The sequence below is a fragment of the Pseudomonas ficuserectae genome (assembly GCF_024584585.1).
Taxonomy (GTDB): Bacteria; Pseudomonadota; Gammaproteobacteria; order Pseudomonadales; family Pseudomonadaceae; genus Aquipseudomonas; species Aquipseudomonas amygdali.
In genome coordinates this window covers 30,536-44,961 of sequence record NZ_CP085684.1, presented here as the reverse complement: position 1 = coordinate 44,961, position 14,426 = coordinate 30,536, and the positions used below count along the sequence as shown (strand labels likewise).

The 14,426-nt window shown below is 52.1% G+C and carries 13 protein-coding genes and 1 pseudogene; 4 read left to right on the top strand and 10 right to left on the bottom strand.

Translation table 11 applies throughout. The features are described from left to right. Positions 1–7: 7 nt before the first annotated feature. From LJU29_RS00200 to LJU29_RS00185, 4 genes are all read right to left on the bottom strand, one after another. The gene (locus tag LJU29_RS00200; protein WP_002555939.1) at positions 8–409 is read right to left on the bottom strand and encodes an ExbD/TolR family protein; all 402 of its coding nucleotides are present in this window, start codon (positions 407–409) and stop codon (positions 8–10) included. Next, positions 409–1,095, bottom strand: a complete 687-nt coding sequence (locus LJU29_RS00195; protein ID WP_005758987.1) for a MotA/TolQ/ExbB proton channel family protein — start codon at positions 1,093–1,095, stop codon at positions 409–411. Before LJU29_RS00195 ends, LJU29_RS00200 begins: the two co-directional genes overlap by 1 nt. 74 nt (positions 1,096–1,169) lie before the next feature. After that, entirely contained in the window at positions 1,170–1,982 is an 813-nt protein-coding gene (locus LJU29_RS00190; protein ID WP_011169869.1) for an energy transducer TonB, read from the bottom strand. 1,177 nt (positions 1,983–3,159) lie between these two features. Then, positions 3,160–4,314 carry a cysteine desulfurase family protein gene (locus LJU29_RS00185; RefSeq protein WP_257111499.1) on the bottom strand — a complete coding sequence of 385 codons (1,155 nt, stop codon included), beginning with the start codon at positions 4,312–4,314 and terminating at the stop codon, positions 3,160–3,162. A 434-nt stretch (positions 4,315–4,748) separates the two neighbouring features. Here LJU29_RS00185 and LJU29_RS00180 point away from each other — a divergent pair, with 434 nt between their 5' ends. Together LJU29_RS00180 and LJU29_RS00175 are read left to right on the top strand one after the other, a co-directional pair. Continuing rightward, positions 4,749–5,219 (top strand): Lrp/AsnC family transcriptional regulator, encoded by a 471-nt coding sequence (locus LJU29_RS00180; RefSeq protein ID WP_003435089.1) that lies wholly within the window; start codon positions 4,749–4,751, stop codon positions 5,217–5,219. A gap of 83 nt (positions 5,220–5,302) precedes the next feature. After that, positions 5,303–5,557 carry a hypothetical protein gene (locus LJU29_RS00175; protein WP_004659555.1) on the top strand — a complete coding sequence of 85 codons (255 nt, stop codon included), beginning with the start codon at positions 5,303–5,305 and terminating at the stop codon, positions 5,555–5,557. Here the strand turns inward: LJU29_RS00175 and LJU29_RS00170 are convergent. Next, positions 5,554–6,042, bottom strand: a complete 489-nt coding sequence (locus LJU29_RS00170; RefSeq protein ID WP_257112900.1) for a DUF4411 family protein — start codon at positions 6,040–6,042, stop codon at positions 5,554–5,556. The genes LJU29_RS00175 and LJU29_RS00170 overlap by 4 nt on opposite strands. Next, a pseudogene (locus tag LJU29_RS00165) lies at positions 6,042–6,464 on the bottom strand (ImmA/IrrE family metallo-endopeptidase); the annotation flags it as partial. The pseudogene LJU29_RS00165 and the gene LJU29_RS00170, both read right to left, overlap by 1 nt. A gap of 63 nt (positions 6,465–6,527) precedes the next feature. Between LJU29_RS00165 and LJU29_RS00160 the strand changes: the two are divergent. Beyond that, positions 6,528–7,690, top strand: a protein-coding gene (locus LJU29_RS00160) for an IS3 family transposase (RefSeq protein WP_122320854.1) whose coding sequence is annotated in 2 segments (ribosomal slippage) — positions 6,528–6,783 and positions 6,783–7,690 — 1,164 coding nt in all. Because the reading frame shifts where the segments join, the coding sequence is not laid out codon by codon here. 97 nt (positions 7,691–7,787) lie between these two features. Beyond that, positions 7,788–8,804 carry a hypothetical protein gene (locus LJU29_RS00155; RefSeq protein WP_257111498.1) on the top strand — a complete coding sequence of 339 codons (1,017 nt, stop codon included), beginning with the start codon at positions 7,788–7,790 and terminating at the stop codon, positions 8,802–8,804. Positions 8,805–9,146: 342 nt separating this feature from the next. Here the strand turns inward: LJU29_RS00155 and drt3b are convergent, their stop codons facing one another. The 4 genes from drt3b to LJU29_RS00135 form a co-directional block, all read right to left on the bottom strand. After that, positions 9,147–11,120 (bottom strand): antiviral reverse transcriptase Drt3b, encoded by a 1,974-nt coding sequence (drt3b, locus tag LJU29_RS00150; RefSeq protein ID WP_257111497.1) that lies wholly within the window; start codon positions 11,118–11,120, stop codon positions 9,147–9,149. Next, positions 11,117–12,289: an antiviral reverse transcriptase Drt3a gene (gene drt3a / locus LJU29_RS00145; protein WP_306459408.1), complete on the bottom strand. Its 1,173-nt coding sequence runs from the start codon at positions 12,287–12,289 to the stop codon at positions 11,117–11,119. Before drt3a ends, drt3b begins: the two co-directional genes overlap by 4 nt. 575 nt (positions 12,290–12,864) lie before the next feature. Continuing rightward, entirely contained in the window at positions 12,865–13,230 is a 366-nt protein-coding gene (locus tag LJU29_RS00140) for a histone-like nucleoid-structuring protein, MvaT/MvaU family (protein WP_257112898.1), read from the bottom strand. A 268-nt stretch (positions 13,231–13,498) separates the two neighbouring features. Further along, positions 13,499–14,389, bottom strand: coding sequence for a coiled-coil domain-containing protein (locus LJU29_RS00135; RefSeq protein WP_257111495.1), 891 nt, complete (start codon positions 14,387–14,389; stop codon positions 13,499–13,501). Between the last annotated feature and the right edge of the window lie 37 nt (positions 14,390–14,426).

Below are 14,426 nucleotides of genomic sequence, written 5' to 3'. Positions count from 1 at the left end.
CTGAGGGTCATTTCGCCGTCATGACGGATATCTTCGTAATGCCCGAACGCTCGATGGACGCCATGGCCTTGGCCACCTGGCCATAATTCACGGCGGTATCGGCCTGCAACTGGACGCGGATTTCCGGGTCCTTGGCCTTTTCGTCCTGCAGGCTTTTTTCCAGCAGTTCCGGGGCGATTTCCGATTTGGCGAGGTAGAACTTGCCGTCCTGATCAACGCTGACCACCACCGGGTTTTTCTTCTCGGCAGGGGCGACCGCATCAGTCTTGGGCAGGTTGACCTTGATCGCGTTGGTCATCAGCGGCGTGGTGACGATGAACACCACCAGCAGTACGAGCATCACATCCACCAACGGCGTGACGTTCATTTCGCTGAGTACTTCATCGCTGTCCTGAGTGGAGAAAGACATTAGCTGGCCTCCCGAACGGCATGGCCATTTTTGTTGGCGATGGGCTGACGGGTGACCGCGAAGGCGCTGCGCTGGGCAAGGGCGTCGAAGTCGTGGGCGAAGTCATCCATGTCGGCCACGGCGAGCTTGAGGCGGCGCAGGAAGAAGTTGTAGATCAGTACTGCTGGCACGGCTACGGCGATACCCACACCGGTGGCGACCAGCGCATGGCCGATAGGGCCGGCGACCGCTTCCAGGCTGGCCGAGCCGGTCACGCCGATGCTTTGCAGTGCTTCCATGATCCCCCAGACCGTACCGAATAGGCCGATGAACGGCGCGGTGCTACCGATACTGGCGAGAATTGCCTGACCACTTTCCAGTGCGCGGCGCTCTTTTTGTATCTGCTGGCGCAGGTTGCGCTCCAGGCGGTCCGAACGGTTGATGGTGTGCGCCAGTTGTTGCGTAGTACGCGGCGACTCATCGACCGCCATGGCTTCGAAGCCGCTGTTGGCGATACGCGCCAGCGCTCCAGGATATTGTGCAGAGTGCTCGGCGGCGGTCAGCAGGTCCGGCGCGCTCCAGAACGCCTTGGTGAACTGTTTGTTCTGCGATTTCTGACGCACGTACTGCGCCGACTTGATCAGCAACAGTGCCCAACTCAATACGGAAAACAGAATCAATGCCCAGAGCACGGCCGGGACAATCATGGAAGAGAGCGATGCGTTCATGGTTTAAACCTCACCAGCTTTAATAATTGAAGTGTCGGTTGTCAGGTGCCGGATCATTCCGGCAACTTGAAGTCGATGGTCTGCGTCGCGAAGCCTTCTATCGGCGTGTCACCCCGTTTGGCCGGAATGAACTTCCAGTTGCGCACGGCCTCAACGGCGGCTTCGTCCAATACCGGTTTGCCGCTGGATTTGGTCACCTCGACAGCGCCAGCGCGGCCGTTTGGCAGCACCTTGATGCGCAGAATCACGCGACCTTCCCAACTGCGGCGCAAGGCCAGCCCCGGGTATTCCGGCGGCGGGTTGCCCAGGCTGGCGAGCCCGGATACGGCAGCGCTTTCCTTGACCGGAGCCGGTGGCGCGGCAGGTGCCGGAGGTGCGGGCGCAGGTGCTGGCGGCGCAGGCGGGCTGGGCGCGGCAGCAGGCGTTGGCGCAGGTGGCGTCGGCTTTTTCACCGGCTCGACTTTCTTGACCGGCTTGGGCTTCTCGACCTTTGGCTTCTCCACCGGTTTTGGCGGCGGCTCTACCGCGTCCGGGTCCTCGACCGGTTGTTCCGGCTCGGGTGGTGGCGGCGGAGGTGGCGGCTCGGGCGGCGGCGGTTCCGGGGCGGGAGGTGTCGGGCTGGTCAGCTCAATAGTCATTTCCGGAACTTGTGGTGCAACTTCCGGCAGGTCTGGCTGGGCAGTTTGCATGTACCACCAGATCACACCATGGATAAGTACTGACGCAGCAATCAACACCATTACTTGTGGCTTGTTAAGGCCACCCGGTCGTGACGTATTGGCGCTGAAAGGAATGCCCTGCCACGCCGTCGAAGTGTCATCGGGCGAGGGAGAGGGAACCGCTTTCATTATCACCGCATCATTCATTAACGCTCCCTCGGGTAGTTAAAGGGCAATAAAAATCCGTTCGAATATTTTTGTGAATATTCGACTGAGGGCGGCCTGCACACTGTTTATATGCAGCGCACCGCGGTACCTGCGCACGGCAGGCTTAAACAGGGAAAAGCGGTTTACATCAGGGCGCTGGCATTGCTGATCCTTGCTTCTTATCGTCATGTACGGGGACGTACAGCGATGTTCCTGAATGCTTACATTGCAACCGCTGTGCCAGAAAGCCCACGCAGGGACCGTTGATTCAGAGCGGGTGTCGCATTCATGTAACTATTTATCGAATCCCGATTTCATGGACTTCGAAGGCATTCGAATGAAGGACTCCTTAAACAAAACAGCAGACAAATTCGTACCCTCTGCTGTGCCAGACGCGTTCGAAACTCGTGACCTGCTAGTCACTTTCCTGAATGCACCAATACTGTGTAACGAGGATCAAGTTGGTGCGCTAGTTACTCAAGAACTCATAAAGGACTGCTCCATGTGGGTCCGTGTTTATATGATCAGTAACCGTTGAAGAAACAAAAGCCATCGCACGAATGACGGCCAAATGAAACCACCTCAAATAAAGTGTCGGACAATCTTTATATGTGGGTTGCCCGTTAATTAAAAACAGGGGGTTTATCCTTATTGCGCGCACAGTTCTGCAAGGCCCTGATTAATCGTCAGAACATTCAAGGGCACACGCAAAATGACTTACGTCCAGACGTGCAGAGCCGTCGAAAAACAACATGCAGATCTGGATAACGCGAAGGCGACCGGGCAGGCACCGTTCAAGGCAGGCAATGCCTCAGGGGTAAGCAGCCAGCGTAACGGTGGTCTGACACAAGACTGATAGAGCACGGCTAGATTCCTTTCCTGGCGAGGAGAAAGACTTGTGGTCTGCCCTCCTGCACTGTTTGGGGACGCTCTGGCGTCCGTTAACTGCACTTTGGTGCGTGTAGGCACCCCTTGAATGCAGCGTGCACCAACGGTTTATGGCACGACCGTTCCACTTGAAAGAACTGTGCCAATTTGTGTCTTTTTGTATCTGGAGGGGTACATTTTATTTAGCGGCACGCTGCAAGTGGCGAGCTACAAGGCAGCAGCTTTGGCGGGAAGGGAAGAAATGGCAGCAAGCCGCCCGCTGAAAGGGCGGCTTGAGAGGCGTTGCAAATTACCAGAACGCAGCAGGTGCGCTGAGCGCCTTGCTGAATACCTCAATGGCACGCTCGACGTCTGCCTGCGTGGTGTAGCGGCCAAGGCTGACACGCACGCTGGCCAGAGCCTTGGCTGAATCCATCCCCAGAGCGAGCAGCACATGCGAGGGTGCATTGCTGGCCGAGTTGCATGCGGAGGTAGAAGACAACGCCAGGCTGTGGGATAGCTGCGAGCTGGTGAAGCCCCTGCGGGTGATGCACAGGTTCAGGGTGTGCGGGATGCGTTGTTGCGGACAGCCGTTGAGCTGCACATCCGGCAGGCTCAGCAGGCCTTCGCGCAGGTGGCGACTCAGCTCTTCGATACGGCGGTTTTCAGTGTCGGCCTGGCTGATCGCCAACGCAAAGGCCGTCCCCATGCCGACGATCTGATGGGTGGCCAAGGTGCCCGAACGAAAGCCGCCTTCATGTCCGCCGCCGTGGATCTGCGCTTTCAGCAACGAATGCGCGCGTGGGCCCACGTACAGCGCGCCAATACCCTTGGGGCCGTAGGCCTTGTGTGCCGAGAACGACATCAGGTCGACGGCCAGACTCGCCAGATCGACCTTCACCTTGCCGACTCCCTGCGCAGCGTCCACATGAAACAGCGCGCCGTGCTCGCGCACCAAGGCGCCAATGCTGGCGATATCGGTCAGCGTGCCCAGCTCGTTGTTCACCTGCATCAGTGATACCAGCAGCGTGTCTTCGCGCAGGGCAGCCTGAACCGCCTGCGGCTGGATCAGGCCCTGGGCGTCCGGTTTCAGCCAGGTGACGGGAAAGCCCTGACGCTCCAGCGTGCTGACGGTATCGAGCACTGCTTTGTGCTCCAGAACACTGGTAATGATGTGCCGACGCTGCGCGCTGTTGTCATGGGCGATGCCCTTGATCGCCAGGTTGTTGGACTCCGTGGCACCGGAGGTCCAGACGATAGTGTCGGCAGGCGCACCCACCGCATCGGCCACCTGCGCGCGTGCCTGTTCAACGGCCTGCCGCGCCACCTGCCCATAACCGTGCCCGCTGGATGCCGGATTACCGAAATGACCTTCGCGCCCCATGCAGGCAACCATAGCTTCGATGACCTGTTCATCAACAGGCGTGGTGGCGGCGTAATCCAGATAGAGCGCAGAAGTGGTCATGGGCAATTCGCTTTGTAATCGAGTCAAAATCAAGGGCTGGCATTACCAGACCGACTGCTTGAAAGATTACTGATCCGCACGAGAAATTTTTTTGATATTTGCACGTATACCAGCAGCCAAAGCGAAAAATTATTCGCTTTAGCTTGGATTTTTACGATTAAAAATTCTAGGATGCTGCTTCAGGCGCAGAATCGCAGTCATACACCATCGTTCCTCACGCTCCGCGTGGGAATGCAGTTCTGGACGCTCCGCGTCCAATCCGGGGATGCAAGGGGCTGCAAGGGGCTGCACCGTTGGGTGACGCAGAGCGTCACGAAATGCATGCCAACGCGGAGCATTGGCACGATAGTCATGCTGTGTGAGGCGCAGAATTGGAGTCAGACACCCATCGTTCCTCACGATCAGTGTAGAGCGACTAACGCAGGAAACCGCTAATGGACAAATTCGACCGGGCAATTCTCGACATCCTGCAAACCGACTGCACCCGCGCGGTGGCGGACATCGCCGAGCGCATCGGCCTGGGCAGCACCGCGTGCTGGCGACGCATCCAGAAGCTGGAAGAGGCCGGCATCATCGACCGCCGGGTTGCCCTGCTCAATCCGCAACGTCTGAACGTGTCGGTCAGCGTCTTTGCAGCCATCCGCACCAACCAGCACAACGCCGCCTGGCTCGAACAGTTTCACGCCGCCGTCGGCGAGCTGCCTGAAGTAGTCGAGTGCTACCGCATGGCAGGCGACACCGACTACATGCTGCGCATCGTCGTAGCCGACATCGCAGGGTACGACGCGGTGTACAAACAACTGATCAGCATCCCCGGGATCAGCGACGTAAGCTCCAGCTTCGCCATGGAGCAGATCAAATTCACCACCGGCCTGCCCTTGCAATACGCATCGTTTGGCGGCTGAGCACCGCCACGCTCATCGATTGAATCGAACCCTCAGCCCAATGCCACGTCCACTTTCTTTGGCAAACGAAAAAGGTGGCTGACATGACAACCGATCACATACTCACAAACAGCGTGCCCAAAGAAGACCCCGCCAGCCCGGAACTCGGCCAATACGACCGCGAAGCCGACCCGGTACTCGCCATGAACTCAAACAAGCCCGGCGTCGGTTCTGCCAAAGGCGATGAAGTGAAGAAGCGTACGGAAAATGACGAGGCCTACGAAGACGATGAGCCGGAAGTCTATTCGGATGACCCGGATATCGTGGCAGATGAAGGTGGTGGTGTTTCGCCGGGTTAAGGAAGTACAAACCTAGCGTTGAGGTGGTGTAACAGCTCAAACGTGTTCATGTAAGGGACGTTGAGCTGCTCACACAGGTTGGGGATGATGAACTTTCGCTTTGCGTCCAGATTACGCACCTCATGCGTAACTACGGTTGCTCCGGATGTCAGGGCCTTGGCGATCAGCCATGGATCGGCCCCATTAAGAAACTCCTCCATTGCTCCAGTCTTCATGCCTTGCGCTTGTGCTACCAACGTAGCGACTTTCACAAATTCGGCCTGAGTCTTTTCATCCGAAATGCTTTGGAAAAAAGTCGAATTATTTTTTGCCCAGTCAGCCAGCTCATCATGGCCTTTGGTAAGTTCGTCTTTAACAGGACCGATACTGGCCAAGAAAAATGTCTGGTTTTGAAGCAGCAACCATTGCCAATAAGCCGGACAAATCGTCATACCGTAATAGCGATTCTTGGCTTCAATCAGGGTGTTGGAGTCCATCAGAAACATCACCGGGCCAGTGTCTCCGCCAGCGTTCTTAACTTGGCTGGCTGTACACCGAGAAGACTACCTGCCTCACGCAACAGCATCCGCCCACTCAGGGTTTCGGTCAGTACAGCCTTACTCAGCCGCGTACTGTTTTTGGCCGTTGCATTGCGGTAGTAATCCCCGGCACCGCCTTTCTCTTCCCGGAATGCCTTTAGGACCTTCTGGTAATAGAGGCCGTACTGCTCTTGCGTAACGTAGCCCAGGTCCATCGCGCGTCGACCAATAACAAGCTTGCTGACATGAAACCTCGTAGCGAGAGAGGCCAGATTACTTTCCCATTCAATACCAGCGTTCCATACAGCTCGAAAAAGCTCTTCGGGTACAAGAAACTCACCCGCCACGGCGTTGCAGAATCGCTCTTCCTCTCGACCATTCGCAGTACCTGTAGTGGTCTAATGGTTCCGGACACTCATTTAGGCGAGAATATCGCCAGATAGAGGTGTCTGATGACCAAACAACGCCGTACCTTTTCCGTTGAATTCAAACGCGAGGCCGCAGGCCTCGTGCTCGATCAAGGCTATAGCCATATCGAAGCCTCCCGCTCGCTTGGGGTGGTCGAATCTGCGCTGCGTCGCTGGGTCAACCAGCTTCAACAAGAGCGCAACGGTGTCACTCCACAGAGCAAAGCCCTCACGCCCGAGCAGCAAAAAATCCAGGAGCTCGAAGCCCGGATCGCCCGTCTTGAGCGGGAGAAATCCATTTTAAAAAAGGCCACCGCGCTCTTGATGTCGGAAGAGCACGAGCGCATGCGCTGATTGATCAGCTCAGTGTCCATGAGCCAATCGAATTGCTGTGCGAAGTGTTCGAGGTACCTCGCTCGTGCTACTACAACCATTGCCTGCGGCGTCGGTCTCCAGACGCCGAGCGGGTTCGTTTACTTAGCCGAGTCAATGAGCTGTTCGGGCAAAGTCGAGGCGCTGCCGGCAGCCGCAGTATCGTGTCGATGATGCAGGCGGATGGCGAGCAAATCGGTCGGTTCAAGGTGCGTAGCTTGATGCGGGAGCTGGGATTAATCAGCAAGCAACCAGGCTCGCATGCTTATAAAAAAGCAACAGTGGAGCGGCCTGACATTCCGAACATTTTGAATCGGGAGTTCGATGTACCCGCGCCCAATCAGGTCTGGTGTGGCGACATCACCTACATCTGGGCGCAAGGAAAATGGCATTACCTGGCGGTGGTTATGGATCTTTACGCGCGTCGGGTGGTGGGCTGGGCGTTTTCGAACAAACCGGATACGGACTTGGTGATCAAGGCGCTGGACATGGCTTATGAGCAACGCGGCAAGCCTCAGGGCCTGCTGTTTCATTCCGACCAGGGCGTCCAATACGGGAGCCGACAGTTTCGCCAGCGGCTTTGGCGATACCGCATACGCCAGAGCATGAGCCGCCGGGGTAATTGCTACGACAACTCGCCGATGGAGCGTGTGTTCCGCAGCTTGAAAACTGAGTGGATACCGACCGTGGGCTACATGACGGTCCAAGAGGCTCAGCGGGATATCAGTCATTACCTGATGCATCGTTACAACTGGATTCGGCCACACCAGTTCAATGATGGAATGGCGCCCGCTCAGTACGAGAAAAACCTTAACGTCGTGTCCGGGATCAGTTGACCACTACAAAGCGTTGCCTAGACGATTCGAGTTTTGGGGCAGCCTCGGACAGTACGCCCAGAAGTTTGTATGCAACCCCAGCGTTCGCGACCGGTATATGCCCTACATTGGGCATAATGATCTGGACTGGACAGATCCAGACGTAGCACTACCGCTTATCCAAAATCTTGCACAAGGCGCTCCGTTTTTAGGAGGACAGATACGTTGTAGCGATGCGTTCAAAGCTGGTACCGCTATCGGGACACTCATCATAGCTTTAAGAAATGCAGCGGCCAGCGAAGCTGCGGCGTTGAAACTAGAACCGTTCGTTTGCTGGTCTCTATACGAAGCGCTTCGCTACGCGATTGAAATGCAGCAGATCAGTGTCGGAACTTATGATATTGAGGAACCCATTCCTACCCTTACGAATAATCCTCAGCAAAGGCTGCAGGCTGCGGAGGCGATGAGGTTCTGGATTTTCTCCCACCTCCTCGGGGATGACCATCCTTTCCATCAGCATTGTTTTGAACTCGGATGCAGTGGACCATTTCTGTTTGGTGACTTGGCACTACGATTTGGCTACCAGCTTCCCAAAGAGCCCCGAGGACACATGCTTCGTGGGCTGCGTGAAATCATGAAGCAAGCGATCCCGAAGGTTGCGGCCAGCGTGGCGTACCAAGTCCGCAGTGAAGCGTACAAGGCGTTTGCTGACTACCTATGCCCCTATCTTGATATTGGGTCTTGTCATGACGAAACGTCGGTGGGGAGCGCAATCGATGCGATGCCTGATGATGAGCTGATTGCTCAGTTTCCCAAGCAGATTTTAAAAGGTATCGACAGCATTATTCCCATGGTTTTTCACCAGGCAAAAGCGGTTGCGGTCTCTGGAGTCGACTGGGATTGGCTCAAGGCAGGGATTCGAGCTTTGTACGATGCTGGTAACTACCACGGAGCCGTCATCCGTCAACTGGATGGGACCATTGGGACTGGATGCGTCGAAATAGGCATGACCGGTTTCCTAGCCCCCATTTCAGACCCAAACGAGGAAGTGTACTTTTATGACAATCTCGCAGGGCACGCTTTCATGGCGAAAATTACGTGGCAGAAGTTGATTGAAACAGTTACTTCCGATTAACGTGTTGATCCCTTTTGAGCCGAGCAGCGACCCGCGCATTTCAACAGACGACGGGCGGGATCGGGCCATCAGCGGTCGTTCGCGTTTGATCGCAATGGGGCGAAATCCACCGCTTCTGAGGAATGATCACCCTAGATTATGCGCCGTTGGCTCCCATCTGGGCACGGCTTGGTAGAGGGACAAGCGCAAAGTAAGAAACACGATGGGTGTAGTGTGTGCGGTTGCCCGCCGTCCCTGAGAAAGCGAACGAGGCCTAATCTATCCGATGCGAGCACCCAATGTCATAGGCAGCCACCTTGCGGTGTAAAGCCCACCGTGTTTCTTGGTGACTAGGCTAACGAATCAATAGCCGCTCAGCAATTCTTTTTTCTCCAAAATAGTTAGTAAATCAAAGCTATGCCAATTTACAAACCAAATATTGTTATCAAAGTACTCCATCAGCGCTTTTGTTTTTACCTTACCAGGCTTTGCACCTATAACAGATTCATACAACTGCGAAGCAGTTGCTGAACGGAATTCGCGATCAACATAAGGGCAGGTTAATATATCCATTAAAAGATGAAACTTGTGCGAGTTTATTCGTGCATCATCAATTCGATTTAAATGTTGACGAATGCTCAGTGTCACTTTTTCTCGAGCTTCTCGATAAGAAGGTTCATTTCCGATGTAGTAAAGGAGGGTAATCACTTCAAAATAACTAAGTGGTTCGATGCTATCAAGCTTAGCTATACCCTGAAGCGCCTCCTTTGGCAAAAGGTATCGAGGGCCTAGCTCTTTGCAGAGTACCAAAACGTTCATTGCTTCGAGAAGACTGACATTAGAGTTTTTTGACAATATGCCTAAATAACCGCTGCTGGAGAAAAATTCTTTGCATAAGTGGTAGATCGTAGTTTTAATACTGTCAATCTCGGTAGGCATATGTTTTTCATAAAACGTACATGCTAATTTTACTGCTATACAAAGTTTTATTGAAGATTTGTGGCTTGGGTTTATGCTATAAAAATGGAAAATGGTTCGGATGGAGAAGTTGAAGAAATGAGAGAATCCTATTAACTGACTATCTACTCCGGTGGCTCGATTAATGTTTTCATCTGTAGCGCTGATTATTCGATTACTCAACCATCCGACTACGTAAGCGCTTACTAACTGATAAGCCTCTGAATCAGCACTGCAGGCAGCTTTGACATCATCAATGAAGTGTAGAGTTAGCGTTTTTTGGTTTGGTAATTCTCTTGGTGAGCCGTAGTTCTCTCCTGAAAAAAGAGACTCTCTTAAATTAATTAATCTACGTTGTACAGCTCTCAATGACTTGGTTTTCGATGTGATGAACGGGCGTTCTGCTCTTAATGATTTCGCTTCATTAATATTCAGCTTGTATGACTTACATTCAGCCTCGACCACCTGCATGATTTGGTTCGAAATCAAGTCTGAATTGGTGAATATGAAAAAATCATCTACGTACCGTCTCATGGAGTAATCTACGTCGATTTTTAGGCCGGAGACTTGAAGGCTTTTTTCTACTCGTTCGTCTATCTCCTGAAAAATTACCTCTGCAAATATCCTGCTAACTTCAGGTCCGATCGGGATTCCTGCAGTTTCATTATAGTTAGAGCAGCGCATTACCTGGTCAAAAAGATCGCCAAAAACACCATCAATTCCAATGTGCCGCTTGGTGTACTCTTTTGTTTTAAGCGCCCATGCGATTGAGTGCGTGTAAATACTATCAAAACATTTAGAAATGTCCATTGAACAGAATTGCGAATACTGTTTTTCTAGTCTGAGGTAGTCAAAAGACTCAAAAAATTTATGTAAGCGGGTATTCTCTCCATAGGCGAAGTACGTCGTTAGGTGTCTATCATTAAGTTCGTTTTCAACTGAGCTTGTTGTGTCGGAACGATATTTTTTTATATTTTCTTGTGGGTTCTTTATGTAGTATTTAGTGGTGATTTTTTGAGGTGCCCGTAGACTGAATTTGCTTTTTTTACAACATAGTAAAATCTGGTCGTCAAATTTTTTGTATAATTCAACAAAGTGAAGCTGAGAGCGCGGGTGTATCAGAGAAAGAGTTCGGGGTGAGTCAAGGTCTTTTCGAGTATTGTAAATATATGGGATGGAAAATTTCAGAGCTTTTTCGTCTGTGAGGAGATGTTTGAGTATTCTTTGAATATCCTCAGATCGCTCCTCAAGTTTCTGGACTTGTTTGCAAAAACCAAAATTGTCAAATATTACGGGCGTCTCATATGGACAGGTCTCAGTTAATAATATACGACGATAGTCCTGCTTGTGAACCCTCTGAGTCTGCCGCTCACTGGTCATAGCCACACCTTTTTAATAATTTCGAAGCTTTCGTACGAAAAAGAGTGAAATCGTCTATTCTTGAATCCAGAACTGAAGCTATAGCCGATTAGCCCTTTACGTTGGCGTAACGTTAATGCACCTTGTATTCGTAAAGATAGCGGAAATTCATTCGAAAACATTAACCCTCTAAAAAAGCTGTCTAGCTTAATAAGCGCACAGTCATCATCAGTGTTTTTGTGAATGTAGCTATAGTAAATACCTGTCTTAATGGTGATTTTTGTGCCGGGATCACTTATCTCGTAGTTGCCGGTAATTGCTCTCAGTCGATTCTTGAGAAGCTTAAAGTCGCTAGGGTTCTTTTTGCTTGCGACATAGTTTGTGAAAGATTTAATTATTCTATCTTGCAGCTTCTTGATTTTATTATCAGATATATCAACTAGCACATCACGCCGAGGGGCGCCTAATACAATATCTCTTGTAGTATTGTTAGATATTCGTATTTTGTATCCCAAGTAGCTAAGTGTAAAGTGTTTGTGTGTCGGTGCGTTTTTTTTCGTTGAGTTATGAATCGCTGGTATAGGTAAGAAGGAGCGTTTCTCTCCATCATGCAGGCAAAGTTCTTCAGGCAAAGTTTCCGTCACAAGGTCATCAAAGGAGTGTTGGCCGCATCTTTCTGATGTGATTAATAAAATATCGTCCACAAAACGAGCAAAGAAAAAAACATCATTATTATGGCGCATTGCTTGGTCAAAGCTTAACAGTCTCAGCTCCGATAAAGCACCACTGACAGCAAGGCCACGAGGCAGACCCGAAACCTCGTGAATATCAAGTATACAAAATAATCTTCGGATTAGCAGTATTGTTTGCCATGTACAAACTCCATCTTCGATTAGATGATCTAACAGCAGTTTTCGGTCTATGCTTTCGTAGAAGTTTTGGATGTCATATCTGTATACATTGAATGCTAAGCATTCTTTCATTATCGAAACAGCATTACTTACAAGGAATTGCCTATGAGACTGGGTTGCGGGATAGGCGGCTCTGATATTCTTTGCCAAAAGCCTAGCGATAACGGTATCCGAAATATCGCCAAAGCCATAGCCTGATTTTTTACCCAGGCAGAACTTTTTCAAGCCAGAAGAAAACGCTAAACCGTTAGCTATTCGCTGAGACGAGTCTTCGCCAATTTTTTTCGCACGGAGGAGTCATGCAAGACTGCACTTTTGCACTTATCCAAAAAATTGATACGGCGACGTAGATTGGTAGGCGTATAAGGTTGTTCATTCATCGCTAACTTCCTTGTGGCTGTACTCGTAGAGAAGACTGAAGTTGACAGCAGGGGGCGAAATGTGGTGCCAACGATATCAGAGGTGATTTGTAAATGCCATTATCCAGATTGTACGTGCACCAGTTAGCGTTCACATCGATGAGCAGATAGGCAGGACGTCGTTGCTTGTAGTTAGTCGATAATGACGCGGCCGTTGTAGTGGCTGATTGGTAGACCTCACAACCGTTGGAATGGGGATTGGTTGGCTACCAGCGTCGTTAACTGAGTTGCATCAGCTTCCCAGCGCCTGCGAAGAGTTGAGCTACGATCTAAATGGCAGTTTTTTTGCCGAAAGCGGCCTTCCAGTTGTGCTACAAAAATTGACGACTGTGCGGGTCGTTTGTAACTCTGACTTGGAGCTGTCTCGTGCGCCGATGGGCATTAGCCCCGCAGCAAAAAGGGCCCTACTGGGCCCTTTTTCAGATAAAGCTGGTTTTACTTCTTCAGCCATCCCTCGACGGCATTTGCACCGTATTCTGCTTTCCAGGCTTTCAACGCCTTGTGATTCCCGCCTTTGGTCTCGATCACCTCACCTGTATTCGGGTTTTTGTAAACTTTCAGGTCGCGTGGCTTGCGTGTGCCTGCAGGTTTTTCGGCGCTTGTGCTTCGGGCCGGGGCCTTTGGGTCGAGTAGGTTGACGATGTGCTTTAGGCTGAAGCCGTAATGTTCAAGCAGCTTGCGCAGCTTAGTTTCGAACTCGATTTCTTTCTTGAGCCTCTCATCGCCCTTCATGGTTTCCAGCGCCTGGAGCTGCTCGGCGAGGTGTTTTTCCAACTGGCGGTACTCTGCAAGTTTGGACATCATTTTTCCCTGTTTTTGATTGCGTGTGGTTATTCAGATTGAATGCGTCGTTCGCAAGTTCGGCCTATCTCCGGCGTGTCAGTTGGCCCTCTATGTGGGCCAGTTCCGCTTTGATTGCCTTGTGGTCAGCGCCTGGATCTGAATGGTTCTGGCCGGGGCCGCGTTGATGGTTTTCAACAGGGTCTCCAAATGAGCTTTCCGGGTTTTGATCGTGTCAGACCAACTCGGGGCGTTCTGGGGTCGCTTGGTCATTGTCATTACTCTGTCGTTACGCCAGGTGGCTCGTCTGTTCAGCCTGCAGACGTGTAGAGGTCTCGTTGAGTTGAAGCAGGTCCTGTGCGCCGTAGTTGCGCGCTCGGTCGGATAATTCATGCCACGTCCAGTTCCCGACGGTTTCGCCTTCCTGCGGAACCGCCAGTTTCAACAGGCTCACCTGATCAAGTCCGAGCAGGTTGTAATTCGCCCAGAGCCTTCCACCGACTTCAAACAATGCCTTAGCGGCCTCGTTCCATTTCTCTTCAAGCACCGTCTGAGAGAGCCACAGGGCGTCGCGTTCGATGCCCTTGTGCTTTTCCTGTGCTTCGACGATGTATTGATCTACGGTGGTCAGCTCCTGCTTGAGCGCGGATATGATCAGGCCTTGCCGACGATCATGCTCGGCGGCGGTTGCCAGGTTTTTTGCGGCTTTTTGTGCATCGGCATTGGCGGTCTTTTCGGCTTCGGTGTCGCCCCATGCGACAGCCTGTGCATACGCAGTAGCCGCGTCCGTTTCCGCCTGCCGGGCTTTGGCCATGTCCTCTACGGCCTGGTGTTGAATCTGTTCCAGGCGACTGCTGAGGCTCTGACGTTTTTCATTCAGCTCCTGCTCATCGGCTTTCCAGGTGTTCATGGCCTCGATGCAACCCGCCATCAGGGACTGGCTGTTGATGAGGGTCTCGCGGCGATTGATCTTCCGATCCAACAGGTCAGCTTCATGCTTGCGCGCATCGAAACGCGTTTTCAGCTCGTTGTACTTATCGCGCAGTTCGCGTTCCTGGGCAGGCCCAATGGACTGCTCATTTTCCAGCGCGGCTTCAAACGGCAGCAGCTGGGTATGCAGTTGATCAGCCTCTTTCAGCAGTTGATCGCGGCGGTCTTTCAGTTCTTGGATTTCGTTCATGTGTCTGGTCTCTGTTCAATTCGATTGGGGGTGGTTG